Origin of the sequence: Helicobacter pylori SA37A, from assembly GCF_000476015.1 — a bacterium.
GTDB classification, from domain to species: domain Bacteria; phylum Campylobacterota; class Campylobacteria; order Campylobacterales; family Helicobacteraceae; genus Helicobacter; species Helicobacter pylori_DB.
The window spans coordinates 46222-64536 of record NZ_CBOO010000009.1; the positions used below are offsets into that span (position 1 = coordinate 46222).

General features: G+C 39.9%; 19 protein-coding genes. 7 read left to right on the top strand and 12 right to left on the bottom strand.

Going from position 1 to position 18315, the window contains the following annotated elements; all coding sequences use genetic code 11:
- The first annotated feature begins 69 nt into the window (after positions 1-69).
- A complete protein-coding gene (locus QT76_RS05540) occupies positions 70-933 on the top strand; it encodes a menaquinone biosynthesis family protein (protein ID WP_033616926.1) in 864 nt (287 codons plus the stop codon).
- Here the strand turns inward: QT76_RS05540 and QT76_RS05545 are convergent.
- The 8 genes from QT76_RS05545 to ccoN all read right to left on the bottom strand — a co-directional run bounded on the left by QT76_RS05545 (position 930) and on the right by ccoN (position 6570).
- Positions 930-1697, bottom strand: coding sequence for a hypothetical protein (locus tag QT76_RS05545; protein ID WP_033616927.1), 768 nt, complete (start codon positions 1695-1697; stop codon positions 930-932). The genes QT76_RS05540 and QT76_RS05545 overlap by 4 nt on opposite strands.
- A gap of 87 nt (positions 1698-1784) precedes the next feature.
- Entirely contained in the window at positions 1785-2366 is a 582-nt protein-coding gene (locus tag QT76_RS05550) for a hypothetical protein (protein ID WP_033616929.1), read from the bottom strand.
- 12 nt (positions 2367-2378) lie between these two features.
- Complete coding sequence (locus QT76_RS05555) at positions 2379-2966, bottom strand: hypothetical protein (protein ID WP_033616930.1); 588 nt, start codon at positions 2964-2966, stop codon at positions 2379-2381.
- 100 nt (positions 2967-3066) lie between these two features.
- Entirely contained in the window at positions 3067-3273 is a 207-nt protein-coding gene (locus QT76_RS05560; protein ID WP_000670499.1) for a DUF4006 family protein, read from the bottom strand.
- A gap of 10 nt (positions 3274-3283) precedes the next feature.
- Positions 3284-4162, bottom strand: a complete 879-nt coding sequence (gene ccoP / locus QT76_RS05565) for a cytochrome-c oxidase, cbb3-type subunit III (protein WP_000346895.1) — start codon at positions 4160-4162, stop codon at positions 3284-3286.
- A gap of 1 nt (position 4163) precedes the next feature.
- On the bottom strand, positions 4164-4382 hold the full coding sequence (locus QT76_RS05570; protein ID WP_001864632.1) for a cytochrome c oxidase, cbb3-type, CcoQ subunit: 219 nt from the start codon (positions 4380-4382) through the stop codon (positions 4164-4166).
- A gap of 10 nt (positions 4383-4392) precedes the next feature.
- A complete protein-coding gene (ccoO, locus tag QT76_RS05575; RefSeq protein ID WP_000490777.1) occupies positions 4393-5091 on the bottom strand; it encodes a cytochrome-c oxidase, cbb3-type subunit II in 699 nt (232 codons plus the stop codon).
- Positions 5092-5103: 12 nt separating this feature from the next.
- Positions 5104-6570: a cytochrome-c oxidase, cbb3-type subunit I gene (ccoN, locus tag QT76_RS05580; protein WP_001157672.1), complete on the bottom strand. Its 1467-nt coding sequence runs from the start codon at positions 6568-6570 to the stop codon at positions 5104-5106.
- A gap of 169 nt (positions 6571-6739) precedes the next feature.
- Between ccoN and QT76_RS05585 the strand changes: the two genes are divergently transcribed.
- Positions 6740-8188, top strand: a complete 1449-nt coding sequence (locus QT76_RS05585; protein WP_033616931.1) for a DASS family sodium-coupled anion symporter — start codon at positions 6740-6742, stop codon at positions 8186-8188.
- The gene (locus QT76_RS05590) at positions 8189-9175 is read left to right on the top strand and encodes an adenine-specific DNA glycosylase (protein WP_080242444.1); all 987 of its coding nucleotides are present in this window, start codon (positions 8189-8191) and stop codon (positions 9173-9175) included.
- Between the two features lie 23 nt (positions 9176-9198).
- On the opposite strand, the gene QT76_RS05595 is transcribed toward QT76_RS05590, so the two are convergent.
- Entirely contained in the window at positions 9199-10854 is a 1656-nt protein-coding gene (locus QT76_RS05595) for an L-lactate permease (RefSeq protein ID WP_033616932.1), read from the bottom strand.
- A 48-nt stretch (positions 10855-10902) separates the two neighbouring features.
- Complete coding sequence (locus QT76_RS05600; RefSeq protein ID WP_033616933.1) at positions 10903-12552, bottom strand: L-lactate permease; 1650 nt, start codon at positions 12550-12552, stop codon at positions 10903-10905.
- 221 nt (positions 12553-12773) lie between these two features.
- On the opposite strand from QT76_RS05600, the gene QT76_RS05605 reads away from it, so the two are divergent.
- The 4 genes from QT76_RS05605 to QT76_RS05620 are packed head-to-tail and all read left to right on the top strand — an operon-like array spanning position 12774 to position 16067.
- Complete coding sequence (locus QT76_RS05605; protein ID WP_033616934.1) at positions 12774-13502, top strand: (Fe-S)-binding protein; 729 nt, start codon at positions 12774-12776, stop codon at positions 13500-13502.
- A gap of 23 nt (positions 13503-13525) precedes the next feature.
- Complete coding sequence (locus tag QT76_RS05610; RefSeq protein ID WP_033616935.1) at positions 13526-14971, top strand: LutB/LldF family L-lactate oxidation iron-sulfur protein; 1446 nt, start codon at positions 13526-13528, stop codon at positions 14969-14971.
- Positions 14964-15599: a LutC/YkgG family protein gene (locus tag QT76_RS05615; RefSeq protein WP_033616936.1), complete on the top strand. Its 636-nt coding sequence runs from the start codon at positions 14964-14966 to the stop codon at positions 15597-15599. The genes QT76_RS05610 and QT76_RS05615 overlap by 8 nt, the downstream gene beginning before the upstream one ends.
- A 9-nt stretch (positions 15600-15608) precedes the next feature.
- Complete coding sequence (locus QT76_RS05620) at positions 15609-16067, top strand: peroxiredoxin (RefSeq protein ID WP_033616937.1); 459 nt, start codon at positions 15609-15611, stop codon at positions 16065-16067.
- 429 nt (positions 16068-16496) lie between these two features.
- Here QT76_RS05620 and QT76_RS08615 read toward each other — a convergent pair whose 3' ends face one another.
- Together QT76_RS08615 and QT76_RS05630 are read right to left on the bottom strand one after the other, a co-directional pair.
- Complete coding sequence (locus tag QT76_RS08615; protein ID WP_001222817.1) at positions 16497-16631, bottom strand: hypothetical protein; 135 nt, start codon at positions 16629-16631, stop codon at positions 16497-16499.
- 245 nt (positions 16632-16876) lie between these two features.
- Positions 16877-18226 (bottom strand): class II 3-deoxy-7-phosphoheptulonate synthase, encoded by a 1350-nt coding sequence (locus tag QT76_RS05630; protein WP_033616938.1) that lies wholly within the window; start codon positions 18224-18226, stop codon positions 16877-16879.
- Positions 18227-18315 lie beyond the last annotated feature (89 nt).

The window sequence follows — 18315 nt, forward strand, 5'->3', positions numbered from 1 at the left end:
ATTCTATCAAATCCTAGCCTAAAATCTATTATAATAAAAGGACTTACCCTATCACAAAAGGATTTTACTTTGATTAGTGTCGCTCATAGCCCTGATGCTGATGATATTTTCATGTATTATGCGATTAAGTTTGGTTGGATAGATTGCCCCATTAAAAATAAAACATTCCACAACATTGCCCTTGATATTGAAACCCTAAACCAAGAAGCCCTAAAAAACACTTATGATGTGAGCGCGATAAGCTTTGGGCTATACCCTAAGATTGCAAACGATTACGCTTTGCTCCCTACAGCGACAAGCTTTGGGAATGGCTATGGGCCTAAATTAGTGAAAAAAAAGGGCGTGAAATTGAAAAAAGATTTTAGAGTCGCATTAAGTGGGGAACACACCACCAACGCCCTCTTGTTTAAGATCTATTACAAACACGCGCGCATCGCTTACATGAATTTTTTAGACATTGAAAAAGCGGTTTTGGAAGAAAAAGTGCATGCAGGCGTGCTCATTCATGAAAATATCTTGGATTTCCATAGTGAATTAGAAGTGGAAAAAGAATTGTGGGATGTTTGGAAAGAACTCATTAAAGTGGATTTACCCTTGCCTTTAGGGGGCATGGCGATTAGGCGATCCATCCCTTTGTATCGCGCGATTTTGATTAAAAAGGCTTTGATTAAAGCGGTTGAAGCCGCTTTAAAACACCAAAATTTGCTCTCTAGCATGCTATTAGAGCGCTCGCTCATTCGTGTCAATAAAGAGCGCTTACGAACTTATTTAAGCCTGTATGCGAATGAAACTTCAACGCGCTTAAGCGAGGTTCAAATTCTCGCCATAGACAAGCTTTTTGAATTAGGCTATCAGCACGGATTTTATGCTAACTTGTTAAAGACTAAAGATTGCTTGCTCACTGATGAATATTTAAAATACCGCTTTTCTTAATCCAATTCTAGTTTATGCATAAGCAAGTAACGAATCACCCCATACAATAAAAGGATTTTTAAAAAATCCACCCCCCATAAAAGATAGTATTTATTTTCTTGCAATTCTTGTTGTTGCAAGAAATAATAAAATCCCTCATTGATGCTTAAACTAGAGCTCATTAAGGGCAGTAACGAATTAAACGCTAATTCTAAAACAATCCCCACCAAAATGAATAACAGCCCCCCTAGTAAAAAACGCGCTTTTTTGATCCTAGCAGCGTTTAAAACGCTCAAAACAAATAAAAATTTCATTAAAACAAGCCCTAAAAACAGCGCAACGCCTATAGTTTTAGTGGGTTTTAACACAAAGGTTTTTAAAGCGGTGTGCAAGATAAACAGTACGCTGGATTGCGCGTTAAAAAGAGAATAGCCCAAACGCACGCTCGCTACAAACCAGAACAAACTGAAGATAAAAAACACCATGGGGAGCAAGATTTTAGGGAGCAATAAAGACTCTAAACTAATGGGTAAAGAAAAGCTTAAAACCCCCCTTTTAGAAAAAAGCGCGTTGAGGTTTTTGATCGCTCCCACACTGATTGCAATCAGTAAAAACGCCCCTAAGACAAAAAAGAGCGTGTAGCTTAAAGTGAGCATGGTCGTTTCTTCAGCGCTTTGAGAGGAAAAACAAACCGCTAAAATAGTGAGCGTTATTAAGAAATTCCCCACAACAACATTCCCTAATTGCCCCAAGGCATCATGTTTAAAAACTTTTAAAAAACCCATGCGATTATTATACCCATTTGGATAGAAAATTCAGGCTTTTCATCATCAAGTGCCAACAAAAAACGCTAAAGGCATTTTTTAAACGCGCTACTTAAAAAAAGCCAGTTGCTCTAAAATCAATTCTTCTTTGTTTTTAAAAGTGAATTTAAAAAGGATCTTATAGCGCCCCACTTTATCGCTCTCTAACAAATCAAATTTTAAAGGCTCGCATGCGTTTGTGCAATCAAGCGTTCCTAATAATCTGGGCTGTGATGGGCTGGGATAGAAAGCTAAATACACTTGAATATTTGGCGAATCTAAAGCGGGTTTGAGCGGTTGCAATCGCGCATAAAGCGTGTTGGACTTTTCTAAAATCAAAGCGTTGTTTAAAAGGTTTTCTTGGATTTTTTTATCCCCATGCGTGCCTTTAGAAAAATAGGGCAAAATGGGGGTTTTAGGGCTTTTAGTAAGGGGTTTTAAACCCACTAAAAAACGATAATTAGCTTTAAAATCTTCATAGGTTTTAAGCATGGCGTTAAAGTTTAAATCCACTTCGTTATGACCCTTGAAATACACTAAATCGTTTTTAGGCGAATTTTTTAAGGCAAACACCACCAAAAACACCACGATCCCAAGCCCAAAAATAAGCACGCTCATGATCCCTAAAGGCCAAAAGTTTTTTTCTTTCATTGATTTTCCCTCTTAAGATTTTTTAAAAAAATAAAGCCCCAAAAACGCCCCTAAAAGCGTCAATAATAAAATATAGATGATGACTTTTACAAAAGTCGCTCCCTTAGGGGCGTTAAAATTTTGCGCGATATTCACACGATATTTTTCCGCTAAAGCGTCTACTGCGACCGAATAGCCATTAATGAGCATGGCTGAAATCCTTTGGGGCGTGTATTCTTTAGCGTTTGTAGGGAGTAAGGGAGCGATTTTTTCAAAAAAGATTTTATCAGTGTCTAACAAATCTTTAGGGTTAGCCACTAATTCTATTTTTTGAGCGTCATGGTAAAAAAAGAATACCACAAAAGGGGGTTTGAGCTGCTTTAAAAAGCCCTCTTGATACTTTTGGCGTTCATTTTTATCCGCCAAAGCGATAGGATTTTTTTCAAAATCCGTCATATCAATCGCAAAACGCACGCCTGTTTTAAGATAAAGCTCTTTAGAAACACCCTCCACAAACACAACGCTTTTTTCTACCAAACGCCCTTTAGCGTTATTAAAAACATAGGACTCATTAGCCCCCAAACAACAAACAAAGGCTATTACAAGCCATAAGATCCTCATGTGCTAAACAAAAACAAGTTAGGCACAAAAGAAATAACAATTGTCATTAAAATGGTCGCTACTACCATTAAAGCTAAGATTTTTTCTAAAGTCGTGAATTTCATTTTTTACTCCCTTGATTGACTAATTCATAATTGGCCCGGTTTTGGGTGTTTTTTGTCTCTAAAGCGTTAATATCCTTATAGCGGTAATAATTGGTGGCTTGCTCTTTTTGGATATGGATCGCTTTGAATGTAAAAAAAACGGCCACACACAATAAAATAACCACAATCAGTAAATTCCCTGCTAATCCGTTTAAAAATTTCATCTCTTTTCCTTTAATCTTCTAAGGGTTTTAGCGATTGGATAAATTCGGCTAACGCTTTAACTTGCAAATCGCTAAAGTTTTTATACTTGAATGATGGCATATGCCCTATATTGCCCTTTTTGCCATGCGTTAAGATATTTCTCAAAAAATTCTCTGTGCCGTAAGCGGTCAAATCGGCTGCAAACACTTGATTTTCTTGCAAGCCCTTACCATCATTGCCATGACAACCTGTGCAGCCCATGCTTTCAAACAATTCCTTGCCCTTATCAATGAGTTGAGGGTTTTTGGTTTTTTTAACGCTAGAAATTTCTGCCATCACATAGCTCGCAATCGCTTTAGCGTCCTTTTCGTCCAATTCCATAGCAGGCATTTCCCCAGCGAGATAATCCATGCCTTTAGAGCCATGCTTAATGGTGTCCATAATGCCCTCTTCTTTACCCCAACGCACCAGATTTTGAGCGCTCCCATGCAAGCCCTCAGCGGTGATGCCATGGCATTGCGAACAATGGACTAAAAAGATGCCTTGACCCATATCCACCAATTCCTTTTGACCCAAATGCTTCCATTTGGCTTCAAATTTTTGGTTGTGCACTTTAACCTCTTCATTGTATTGCCCGATTTGAGAAAAGCTATTCAGCGGATACCCAAAGAAAAAATACCAAAAAGCCCACACAATCGTGCACATAAAGCTTGCGATCCAGCCTACTGGCACATTATTGGCAAACTCCCCTATCCCATCAATCAAATGCCCATTTTCTACAAGCTCACCTTGGGATTTGCTGTCGCGCATTTCTTTAATGAGCGAACTGGATTCATAGATGGTTAAAACTAAAATCACAAGCGCTGCAATCAAGCCAAAAACATTTATATGGTCGTTTAAAAAATCCATTTCAACTTTCCTTTATGCCATTATCATGAACTTTTTTATGGCGTGGTTCAATCAACTCATCTTCTAAAGCATCATTTAACGCTAAATACCCGTATCGCTCATAATCCACGACGCCCTTTTTTTGCTTTCTATACATGCTAAAAATATATGCATACAAAAAGAGCGTAAAAAGAATGGTGAAAAACGCATACGCAAAACCTCTCAAACTTTCTAAATCCATCATTCACCCCTTATTTAGCGTTTTGATTAGCGTTGATCCTGGAATTACCCAAGCTATTCAAATAAGCGATCAAAGCCACGATTTCTAACACTTCGCCTCTTTGAATGGCGTCTAGCACTCGTTTGTCTTTCATGTCGGCTGTGATTTTTTTCGCTTCTTCTAAATAGGCTTTTTTCGCTTCTTCTACGCTCCCTAATTTCACGCCGTTTTCGGTGTCATAAGGCACGCCAAAAACCTTTTTTTGCGTCAAAGCTTCCGCATAAGCGGTGTCAAAGTCGCTCTTTTTTATAAATAAATGCTTATAGGCTGGCATGATGCTGTGCGGCACAACGCTTTTAGGATCAAACATGTGTTTTTCATGCCAATCGGTTGTGCGATAATCCCCCACCCTGTGTAAATCAGGGCCAATCCTTTTAGAACCCCACAAAAATGGCCTGTCATACGCATATTCCCCACTCAAACTATACGCGCCATATCGATCCACCTCAGCTTGGAAAGGGCGAATAAGCTGGGAATGGCAATGATAGCAACCTTCTTGGATATAAATTTGCCTCCCTGCTGTCTCTAAAACCGTATAAGGCCGTAAGCCTTCAATGGGGCGAGCGGATTTAAAGAAATTGGGCAAAATCTCCACCAAGCCTGCAATCGCAAACACAAAAATAAACGCAAGAGTGAAAAAGAACGGGTTTTTCTCTAAAAAACTAAACATTTCCAACCTCCCCTATCGAGACATAGGCGTGGCGTAATTGGGCTCACGCTCTAATTTTTTGCCTGCCGTGATTGTCATAAAAATATTGTAAGCAAAAATAATAAATCCAATAAAATACATAAGACCCCCAACGCCTCTAATATTGTAATAAGGGATTAGCACCTTAACCGTGTCAATGAACTGGTAAGTGAGGTTCCCATACTGATCCACATCTCTCCACATCATCCCTTGCGTGATCCCTGCAATCCACATGGACGAAAAGTAAAGCACAATCCCTAAAGTCATGATCCAAAATTGGAAATCCACAAGCCTGCCTGAATAAATCTCTCTTTTGAAAAGCCTAGGCGTCATGTGATACATGCTCGCAATCAAAGTGAAGCCTACCCAACCAAGCACGCCGTCATGCACATGCCCTATAATCCAATCGGTAAAATGTGCTAAAGCGTTCACGCTCTTAATGGCTTGAATAGAGCCTTCTAGCGTGGAAAGCATGTAGAAAGTTGAGGCTAAAACTAAGAATTTAATCAAAGGGCTTTCTTTGAGCTGGTGCCATTGGCCTCTCATCGTTAAAAGCATGTTAATCGCTGTCCCCCACGAAGGTAAGATCAACACCACTGAAAACACGCTAGAAAGGGTTTGTACCCAATCAGGCACGGTGGAATAAATCAAATGGTGCCCGCCCGCCCAAATATAAACAAACATCAAACTCCAAAAAGAAAACAAAGTGAGTTTGTAAGAAAAAATAGGCTGGCCGCTCTCTTTAGGCAAGAAATAATAAATCGTGCCAATCACCCCACTCGTAAAGACAAAAGCGACCGCATTATGCCCCCACCACCATTGAATGAGCGCATCATTACTGCCTGAATACATAGAAATAGAATGCCAAACACTCCCCATATCAGCGACAAAATAGGTGGGGACAGAAAGGTTATTGAAAATATACATCACCGCTATGCCCACATAAGTAGCGATGTAATACCATAAAGACACATAAATGGTATTTTCCCTCCTAACGCTCATGCTCCCAAACATATTAACCCCCCATAGCACCCATGCCACAACCACGATAATATCTAAGGGCCACATCAATTCAGCGTATTCTTTAGATTGAGTAAGACCAGCAAACAAGCTAATAACCCCTAGAATTAAAAGAATAATCCAAAGCCAAAAATGCAATAACCCTACAATTTTCAAAAAGGGGTGTTGGTAATAAGTGATTTTAAGCACCCTTTGACCGATATAATACCAACTCGCCCAAATCCCTCCAAGAGTGAAACCATAGATCACCGCATTGGTGTGTAAGGGGCGTAAGCGGCCAAAAACGCCATACTCCCCTGCAATGTAATTCAAGTTAGGGAAAGACAATTCAAAGGCTAACACGATCCCTATTAACATGCCTATTATCCCAAAGCCAACCATCGCATAAAGAAACAATTTGCTAATAGAATAATCATAACTCAAAGGCACATTTTCTTGCATGCAATACTCCTATTTGTAGTAAATTCAACAAAGATAAACATAATTATAAAGTTTTATCTTTTTCAAAAAGCTTAATTTTTAATCTTTTTCTGTAACATTGTAATAACTCAATCCCATTTGAATGGCATTTTTAAGCTAAATTGCTACTATCTTTGGCTAAAGGTTAAACATGACTAAACAAATTCTCTCAATCCTTGCCCCTTTTTTTATTGCAACGCTGTTGTATTTTTTAGGCGCACCGGATGGGTTAAACCCTAACGCATGGCTTTATTTTTGTATTTTCATGGGCATGATTATAGGGCTGATTTTAGAGCCGGTACCATCAGGTTTGATAGCGTTGAGCGCGTTGGTGTTGTGTATAGCGTTAAAAATTGGGGCGAGCAGTGAGGTAGCGAGCGCTAATAAGGCCATTTCGTGGGGTTTGAGCGGGTATGCGAATAAAACGGTGTGGCTTGTGTTTGTCGCTTTCATTTTGGGTTTAGGGTATGAAAAAAGCTTGTTAGGGAAACGGATCGCTCTTTTATTGATTAGGTTTTTAGGGCAAACCCCTTTAGGTTTAGGCTATGCAATTGGTTTGAGCGAATTGTGTCTAGCCCCCTTTATCCCTAGCAATTCCGCTAGAAGTGGGGGTATACTCTATCCCATCGTTTCTTCTATCCCACCTTTAATGGGTTCGACTCCCAATAATAACCCTGACAAAATCGGCGCGTATTTGATGTGGGTCGCTTTGGCTTCAACTTGCATCACTTCGTCCATGTTTTTAACCGCGCTCGCTCCTAACCCCCTAGCAATGGAAATCGCTGCCAAAATGGGGGTGAATGAAATTTCATGGTTTTCGTGGTTTTTAGCGTTCTTGCCTTGTGGGGTGGTTTTGATCTTACTCGTGCCTTTATTGGCGTATAAAACCTGCAAACCCACCTTAAAAGGCTCAAAAGAAGTGAGTTTGTGGGCCAAAAAAGAATTAGAGGGCATGGGGAGGTTTTCTTTAAAAGAAATTTTAATGCTCAGCCTCACTTTATTGGCTTTATTGGGTTGGATTTTTGGCAAACCTTTAGGCTTGCATGCGAGCGCGACGGCTTTGATTACCATGGTGTTAATGGCGTTTTGTAAGATTGTAAGCTATGAAGACATCATTAAAAACAAGAGCGCATTTAACATTTTTTTATTGCTAGGATCGCTACTCACGATGGCTGGCGGGCTTAAAAATGTAGGGTTTTTAAATTTTATCGGCAATGCGGCTCAAAATTTTTTAGAGCATGCTCACTTGGATCCGTTAATAGCGGTATTGTTTATTGTAGCTTTATTCTATCTGTCGCACTATTTTTTCGCTAGCATCACCGCTCATGTGAGCGCGTTATTCGCGCTTTTTGTAGGGATTGGTTCACACCTTCAAGGGGTCAATTTGCAAGAATTGAGCTTGTTTTTAATGCTTTCTTTAGGGATTATGGGGATTTTAACTCCCTATGGCACAGGCCCATCCACCATTTATTACGGGAGCGGGTATATTCAAAGCAAAGATTTTTGGAAATGGGGGTTTATTTTTGGCTTTTTGTATTTAATCGTGTTTTTAAGCGTGTGTGCACCTTGGGTCAAATTCATCGCTTATAGGTGGTTGTAGCTGGAAACTTTACACAACGCCCTTTTAAAATGGTATGAAGAATGTGGGCGAAAGGATTTACCTTTTAGGAATTTAAAGGGCATTAACGCTCCTTATGAAGTCTATATCAGTGAAGTGATGAGCCAACAAACCCAAATCAACACGGTGGTTGAGCGTTTTTATTCCCCTTTTTTAGAAGCTTTCCCCACTTTAAAAGACTTAGCGAACGCTCCATTAGAAGAGGTTTTATTGTTATGGAGAGGGCTTGGTTATTATTCAAGGGCTAAAAATTTAAAAAAAAGTGCTGAAATTTGCGTGAAAGAACACCACTCACAGCTACCCAATGACTATCAAAGCCTGTTAAAACTCCCTGGGATTGGTGCATACACGGCTAATGCGATCTTGTGTTTTGGTTTTAGGGAAAAGAGTGCATGCGTGGATGCTAATATCAAGCGCGTGCTTTTAAGGCTTTTTGGATTAGATCCCAACATTCACGCTAAAGACTTACAAATTAAAGCGAATGACTTCCTCAATCTTAATGAAAGCTTTAATCACAACCAAGCCCTAATTGATCTAGGGGCTTTAATCTGCTCCCCTAAACCCAAATGCACGATTTGCCCTTTCAATCCTTATTGTTTAGGTAAAAACCACCTAGAAAAACACACGCTTAAGAAAAAACAAGCAATCATTCAAGAAGAGCGTTATTTAGGCGTTGTGATCCAAAATAACCAAATCGCTTTAGAAAAAATAGAGCAAAAACTCTATTTGGGGATGCACCATTTCCCTAATTTAAAAGAAAATTTAGAATGTAAACTCCCCTTTTTAGGCACCATCAAACACAGCCACACTAAATTCAAGCTCAATTTAAACCTCTATTCAGCTGCAATAAAGGATCTAAAAAATCCCATTCGTTTTTATAGCCTTAAAGACTTAGAAACCTTACCCATAAGCTCTATGACGCTTAAAATCTTGAATTTTTTAAAACAAAAAAATTTATTTGGGGGTTAAACCCTACCAAATCTAAAATGGCTCTACTTTATCGCAGGCACCACTTCAGGGATCAAATACGCAATCGCGCTAATCACGACTCCCATAATCGCTACAAAAATAAGGGAATATTTAACCGTGAATTTGAACAAATCGCTCTCTTTCCCGGCTAATCCCACCGCCGCACAAGCGATAGCGATACTTTGAGGGCTTATCATCTTGCCCAAAGTGCCTCCCACGGTATTAGCCGTTAGGGTTAAAACCTCAGGGAGGTGCAATCGTTGGGCGGTGAGTTGCTGTAAAGAGCCAAATAAAAGATTAGAACTCGTATCGCTCCCGGTTAAAAACACGCCCACCCACCCAATCAAAGGCGAGAAAAAGGTGAAAGCTAAGCCCGTATGGGTGAGCGCTAAGGCTAGAGTGGAAGAAATCCCGCTGTAATTAGACACATAGGCAAAGCTTAAGACTAAACCAATGGTAAGAATGGGATAGCGCATTTCTTTTAAAGTCTCGCCAAAAACGCTCAGCGCATCGCTCACTCGCACCCTTAAAACAAGCATGCTAATAAGAGCGGCCAAAAAAATGGAAGTGCCAACCGTGTTGATTAAGAAGAATTTAAACACCACCGGAAAACTCACGCTTTGATTGGCTTCTACAAAGGGCGGGCTTTTAAAGATGTGGTTACTGATGTTATTGAATTCAAAATAAAAATTAGAAAAAGCTAACAAGCCGTCTTTTTCAAATAAAGCTTTAAAAAAAGGCTGTATCCATAGCACAATGACTAAAACCAAAATCACAAAAGGAGACCAAGCGACATAGATTTTACAGATATGATGGTTAGTTTTAGTGAATGAGATCGTTTTGCCGTCGCTTCTAAAAATCGTTTTAGGCTGCCAAAATTTCAAAAAGAGCGCTGTTGCAACGAGTGAAACGAGGGCTGAAATAATGCCGGGCAATTCTGGCCCTAAATAATTAGAGCTTAAAAATTGCGCGCCAGCGAAAGAAAAAGCTGCGATAAAAACGGCCGGAAAAGTTTCTTTAATCCCTTTAAAACCATCCATTAAAAACACAATGAAAAACGGCACTAACAAGCTCACAAAAAAGAGGATTTTACCCGTCATGGCTGAAATTAAGATCGCTGGCACTCCTACCGCGCTCGCCATCGCGCTTATAGGGATACCCACTGCGCCAAAAGCTACAGGAGCGGTGTTAGCGATTAGGCACAATCCGGCAGAATATAAAGGGCTTAACCCCAAGCCCACTAAAATCGCCGCTGTAATAGCAATAGGCCCTCCAAAACCAATCGCCCCTTCTAAAAACGAGCCAAAACAAAAGCCAATCAAAATCACTAAAATGCGGTGATCTAAAGTGATGGACTGAACGCTTTCTTTTAAGATTTCAAAATAGCCGGATTTAACGCTGAGTTTGTATAAAAAAATCGCCGCAATAATGATCCAAGCGATCGGCCATAAGCCATAAAGAAAGCCATAAAGAAAACTTGAACCCACCATGCTAACAGGCATTTTATACACTAAAACCGCAATAATGGCTGATAAGGCCACGCTCAAAAAGGCCGCTGCATAACCTTTGAGCTTAAAAACCATTAAAGATAAGAAAAATAACAAAATCGGCAATAAGGCCACAAGAGCGCTCAGCCAAATGTTACCCAAAGGGTCATAAACTTGATGAAATTCTGACACTAAAAATCCCTTTAAAAAATATTCTCTTACTCCCCTAAACCCCCTCCATTAAGTAGGAGTAATTGGAATAATAAAGGGGAAGACATAAGCAATAAGAGTGAAGACAATCCCCATAATGATTGCCAAAGCGATGGAGTATTTTACTGTAAATCTGAACAATTCGCTCTCTTTCCCCACTAACCCCACCGCCGCGCAAGCGATAGCGATACTTTGAGGGCTTATCATTTTACCCACAACACCCCCTGAAGTGTTTGCCGCTAAGAAAAGCACTTCAGGCAAGCCAAGCTGTGTAGCGATGAGCATTTGCAAAGAGCCAAATAAAAGATTAGAACTCGTATCGCTTCCGGTTAAAAACACCCCAAGCCAGCCTACAACAGGCGAAAAGAAAGTGAAAACATGCCCGGTATCCGCTAACGCTAAAGCGAGCGTGGCGCTCATGCCGCTATAATTAGCCACATACGCAAACGCTAAAACCACGCCAATGGTTAAAATCGGCAAACGCATTTCTTTTAAAGTGGCCCCAAACACCCCTATCGCATCGCTGATTTTCACGCGCAACAAAAACACGCTTAAAAGAGCGGCTAAAAAAATGGAAGTGCCTGTCGTTAAAATCAAAGGGAATTTGAACACGACAGGGAAATTGGTCGCTTCAGTAACAATGGGAACGGTTTTAAAAACCTTTTGACTGATAGAATTAAATTCAAACGCAAAGCTAGAAAACGCCAAAGCTCCGCCTTCTTTAAAGAGCGCTTTGAACCAGGGTTGCGTCCATATGATAATCGTAATCGTGAGCAACACAAAAGGCATCCACGCCACGATCACCTTGCAAATATGGTGTTTTTCTGTGCTGATCGTGGGTTCTTTGCCGTTGCTAGTGAAAATATTTTTAGGTTGCCAAAACTTTAAAAATAAAGTGGTAGCAATCAATGACACTAAAGCTGAAATAATATCCGGAAGCTGCGGCCCTAAATAATTAGAGCTTAAAAATTGCGCGATAGCAAAGCTAAAGCCCGTAACGGCCACTGCAGGAAAGGTTTCTCTAATCCCTCTAAAACCATCCATTAAAAACACGATGAAAAAAGGAATGCCAATGGAAAAAATGGGTAACACCCTACCCACCATTTGAGAAATCTCTAATTCGGGGATACCCACCACGCTAGCCATCGCCGTGATAGGGATACCCACCGCGCCAAAAGCTACAGGAGCGGTGTTAGCGATCAAACACAACCCGGCAGCGTATAAGGGGTTTAGCCCAAGGCCCACTAAAATCGCCGCTGTGATCGCTACCGGGCCTCCAAAACCAATCGCACCTTCTAAAAACGAGCCAAAACAAAACCCGATCAAAATCACTAAAATGCGATGATCCGGCGTCAAGCTTAAAATGCTTTCTTTTAAAATCTCAAAATACCCGGATTTCACTGAAAGGTTGTAAAGAAAAATCGCAGCGATCACAATCCAAGCGATCGGCCATAAGCCATAAAGAAAGCCATAGAAAAAACTCGCGCTCACCATTTGAGCGGGCATTTTATACACAAATAACGCAATGATGATTGAAAGCACTAAGCTTAAAAACCCAGCGCTATAACCTTTAAGTTTGAAAACAATAAGAGAAATAAAAAAGAGTGCAATAGGCGAGAGTGCGACTAGAGCGCTTAGCCAAATATTGCCTAATGGATCATAGACTTGATAAAATTCCATAAATTTTCCTTGAATAATTAAAAGTATTTTTTTATCTTACTTAAAAGAAAAAACTAATTTTAAGTAGCATTTAATATGAAGTCAAATTTAATGGGTTTGTAGTTTATTTTAGTAACAATGTTTGAGCGAGTGGGTTAATCAACTTGTGTTTCATAATCTTACTAATTTTGAGTATTATACTATGTTTGAAACTCTTAATTTGGAATTTTAAGGAGCATTCTTTGAAAGTCAATTTCTTTGCTACATGTCTAGGGACAGCCATTTATGGCAACGCATCGCTTAACGCTATCAAATTACTCCGCAAGGAAAATTTGGAAGTGGTTTTTAAAAAAGATCAAACATGTTGCGGCCAGCCAAGCTACAATTCAGGGTATTACGAAGAGACTAAAAAAGTCGTTTTATACAATATTAAGCTTTATTCTAACAACGACTACCCCATTATTTTACCCAGCGGTTCATGCACAGGAATGATGCGGCATGATTATTTGGAATTGTTTGAAGGGCATGCAGAATTCAATATGGTTAAAGATTTTTGCTCTAGGGTGTATGAATTGAGCGAATTTTTGGATAAAAAATTGCAAGTCAAATATGAAGATAAGGGCGAACCCCTTAAAATCACATGGCATTCTAATTGCCATGCTTTAAGGGTGGCTAAAGTGATTGACTCGGCTAAAAACCTCATCAGACAGCTTAAAAATGTAGAACTCATTGAATTAGAAAAAGAAGAAGAGTGTTGCGGGTTTGGGGGGACATTTTCGGTTAAAGAGCCTAAAATTTCAGCCGTTATGGTTAAAGAAAAGATTAAAGACATAGAAAGCCGTCAAGTGGATGTGATTGTTTCAGCGGATGCGGGGTGTTTGATGAATATCAGCACCGCTATGCAAAAAATGGGCTCTTCAACAAAACCCATGCATTTTTATGACTTTTTAGCTTCAAGGCTTGGGCTTTAACATTAAGAAATAAAGGAATAATCATGGAAAAACACCACAGCGACCAAGAATACGAAGAAATCATCACCGACCAATTAGGCGATATGCAATTAAGGGAAAATTTGCGTTCTGCAATGGACACCTTAAGGACTAACCGCAAGAATTTAATCAAAAATCGTTACAGCGAATGGGAAAATTTAAGGGAGTTGGGCAAGGAAGTCAAGCTTAAAATCTTATCCAGGCTTGATGAGTATTTGGAATTGTTTGAAAAAAACGCCACCCAAAACGGCTTTAAAATCCATTACGCTAAAGACGGCGATGAAGCTAATGAAATCATTTACAACCTCGCTAAAGAAAAGAATATCAATCGCATCTTAAAGCAAAAGTCTATGGCGAGCGAAGAAATCGGCTTGAACCATTATCTCAAAGAAAAAGGCATTCAAGCGCAAGAAACGGATTTGGGCGAATTGATTATCCAACTTATTAATGAACACCCTGTGCATATTGTCGTGCCAGCCATCCATAAAAACCGCAAACAAATCGGTAAGATTTTTGAAGAAAAGCTCAACGCCGCTTATGAAGAAGAGCCTGAAAAGCTCAATGCAATCGCTAGAAAGCACATGCGCAAGGAATTTGAAAGCTTTAAAATGGGGATTAGTGGGGTTAATTTCGCTATCGCTAATGAGGGAGCGATCTGGTTAGTGGAAAATGAAGGCAATGGCAGAATGAGCACCACCGCATGCGATGTGCATGTCGCTATTTGCGGGATTGAAAAATTAGTAGAAAGCTTTGATGATGCGGCGATTTTAAACAATTTGCTCGCCCCAAGCGCTGTGGGTGTGCCTATCACTTGCTATCAAAACATTATCACAGGCCCTAGAAAAAACGACGATTTAGACGGCCCTAAAGAAGCCCACATTATTTTATTAGACAACAACCGCTCTAATATTTTGGCTGATGAAAAGTATTACCGTGCTCTTTCATGTATTCGTTGCGGGACTTGTTTGAACCACTGCCCTGTCTATGATAAAATCGGTGGGCATGCCTATCTTTCCACCTACCCTGGCCCTATAGGCGTGGTGGTATCCCCCCAACTCTTTGGGCTTAATAATTACGGGCATATCCCTAATTTGTGCAGTCTTTGCGGGCGTTGCACTGAAGTATGCCCTGTAGAAATCCCACTCGCTGAGCTTATTAGGGATTTACGATCGGATAAAGTGGGCGAAGGCAGGGGCGTAGTCAAGGGGGCTAAAAGCACGCAACACAGTGCAATGGAAAAATTCTCTATGAAAATGTTCGCTAAAATGGCGAGCGATGGGTCTAAATGGCGTTTCCAGTTGAAAATGGCTCAATTTTTCTCGCCTTTAGGCAAGCTTTTAGCTCCCATACTGCCTTTAGTCAAAGAGTGGGCTAGCGTGAGGACCTTACCCGATATGGACACAAGTTTGCATGCAAAAGTCCAACATTTAGAAGGGGTGATTTATGAGTAAAGATCTTATTTTAAACCGCATTAAAGAAGCCAGAGCTAAACATGCCATTAAGGGAGCAAACCCTGCTTATAGAAATATCATTAAAGTGGAATTTGAAGACTTGGTGGAAGAATACAAGCATTTTCAAGCGCTGAATAAAGCTGAAGTCATTGAAAGCGCTAAAGAAAATTTAGAGCAAGCGATTTTAAAAGCTTTAGAAAATTTTAAAAGCGAAAAAATCTTACACGCTACGGATTTGGATTTGAATTTTGAAGCGTTTAAGGATTTTACTCTACAACCCTATGATAAAGAAATTGAAGCCATGCGTGAAGAATTGTTTGACATTGATACGGCTTTATTGCATGGGGTTTGTGGGATTTCAAGCTTGGGCATGGTTGGAGCGGTTTCTTCGCATGCAAGCCCACGATTGCTTTCACTCATTACCCTTAATTGCATTATTTTATTGAAAAAAGAATCCATCGTGCGCAATTTAAGCGAAGGCATGCAAGCTTTAAAAAATCAGAGCCAAAACGGCGTCTTGCCCACAAACATGCTCCTTATTGGAGGGCCTAGCCGGACAGCTGACATTGAATTAAAAACCGTTTTTGGGGTGCATGGGCCTCAAAAAGTCGCTATCATTCTCTACTAAAGGATAAGAATGGAAAAATTAGAGGCCGGGCAATTAGCCCCCGATTTTAGGTTAAAAAACAGCGATGGGGTAGAGATTTCTTTAAAAGATTTGCTCCATAAAAAAGTGGTGTTGTATTTCTACCCTAAAGACAACACCCCCGGATGCACCTTAGAAGCGCAAGATTTTAGCACTCTGTTCAATGCATTTGAAAAGAAAAACGCTATCGTTGTGGGTGTAAGCCCTGATAATATGCAATCGCATCAAAAATTCATCAGCCAATGCTCTTTGAATGTGATCTTGCTTTGCGATGAAGACAAAAAAGTGGCCAATCTCTATAAAGCTTATGGCAAACGCATGCTTTATGGGAAGGAACATTTGGGGATTATCCGCTCCACTTTCATTATCAACACGCAAGGTGTTTTAGAAAAATGTTTCTACAATGTCAAAGCGAAAGGCCATGCTCAAAAAATTTTGGAGAGTTTGTAGTTTAACTCTCAAGCTTTTGGTTTGTCTTTTGAAATCCTCAAACCATTTCATTGCTATAGTTATTCAAGCCCATAACAAAGCAAGGGTTAGCAATTTATTCAACAAAACATAAAGTGGGTGAAAATTACAAGTGCATAAGACTAGAAGCCTTAAAATACCAATGGCTCCGTTCTTTTCAAATATTGAAAAGCCTTATTCAGTTATTCTTGAGTTTGAATTGGATCTTTAAATTTTATTTATAGTTTCATGGTGAAAGAAGATAGAGAGTGTTTTATAATAGCATCTCTTACACCCCCCTAATCCCCCTAAGATCGCATTGCAAGAGACTACCACTCGCTTACGCATGCTCTTTAATATTTTTAAAAAATGTATTTGAGCATTCTTTAAATTTGATTATTGATATTTAGTTAGAAAAGAGCTAAATCAATTTTATTTTTGTTCAGGTTGCCAAATGGTTTTTTCTGAAGGGGTGCTGTCAGCTTCGTTCTGTAAAATTTGCTGTTTGGTTTCACGACAAGCTACAAATAATAGCGCTAAAATTACAGCTAAAAAAGAAATTCTCATTCTAAACTCCTTGAATATTAAAATGCTAACGATAATTATAAAGAAAAAGAGTTAAAAAAAGATTAATATTTAATCCGTTTTAATCAATACAAACAAGCCTTATTCAATTCTTAAAACTTGTTTTTTAAACTTTATTTTAAACTCATAAGGGGATAGAGAAATATTTTACGCTTTTATGATACCCCCTTAACCCCCTAAGATCGCATTACAAGAAACTACGCTTAATACAAGCTTTTTTATTGATTTCAAGCGCGTTGTTTTTTAAGCATGTCAGCGATTAAAAAAGCGAGCTCTAGGGCTTGAGTGGCGTTTAATCTTGGATCGCATTGCGTATAGTAATGGCAACTCAAACCCTCTTCAGTGATCGCTTGCGAGCCACCGATACATTCTGTAACATTCTCACCCGTCATTTCTAAATGAACCCCTGAAGCCAAACTCCCTTCAGCCCTATGGATTTCAAAAAAGCTTTTCACTTCATCTAACACGCTATCAAAAGCCCTTGTTTTAACTCCCAAGCTGGTTTTAACCGTGTTGCCATGCATGGGATCAATGCTCCATAAAATGTGGCGTTTTTCTTTCAACACCCCTTGTAAAAGTTTAGGCAAACGCTCTTTAATCGTCTTAGAACCCATGCGCACGATCAAATTCAAACGCCCTTTAATGTTGTGCGGGTTTAAAACATCGCACAATTCTAGCACTTCGCTCACGCTCGCATTAGGCCCGATTTTCACGCCAATAGGGTTGCAAACCCCCCTTAAAAACTCCACATGAGCGCCTTTAGGATCTCTTGTCCTTTCGCCAATCCACAGCATGTGCGCAGAACAATCATAAAACTGGTTAGTCAAACTATCCTTACGCACTAAAGGCTCTTCATAATGGAGCAGTAACGCTTCGTGGCTGGTGTAAAATTCCACTTCCCTAAGGATAGGCGTTCGCTCTATTTCCACCCCGCATGCTTGCATAAACCCTAAAGCTTGCGTGATCCGGTCAGCGATTTGCTGGTATTTCTGTGCGAAATCGTTGTTTTTGACAAAATCCAAATTGAAACGATGCACTTGTTCCAAATTGGCTAACCCGCCTTGGGCAAAGGCTCTGATAAGGTTTAAAGTCGCTACGCTTTGATGGTAGGCTTTAAGCATTCTTTCAGGCTTTGGCTCTCTTTCTTTTTTGGAAATCCCATTGATAATATCCCCTCTGTAACTCAACACTTCTTCATTATCCAGTATTTCAGTCGCATTGGAGCGAGGCTTGGCAAATTGCCCGGCAATGCGCCCCACTTTCACGATCGGTATAGAGCCAGCAAAAGTTAAGACAATCGCCATTTGCATCACCACTTTAAACATGTCTTTAATCCGGTTAGCGCTAAATTGAGAAAACGACTCCGCGCAATCGCCCCCTTGCAACAAAAACGCCTTATTGTCAATGACTTGGGCTAAACGCTCTTGCAAGTTCCTCGCTTCGCCAGCAAACACTAAGGGAGGGTAGGAGTGTAATTCTTTTTTGACCCTTTCTAATTCCTGCTTATCTTTGTAAGTGGGGTGTTGCTCTATCTTAAAAGAATGCCATGAAGTGGGCGACCAAGTTGTGTTTGACATTTCTGTAATCCTTTATTAATCTTTTTTTAAGCGTTATTATAGCTTGTGCGGGTTAAATCGTGGATTTTAGAAAATAAATGCGCACCCAA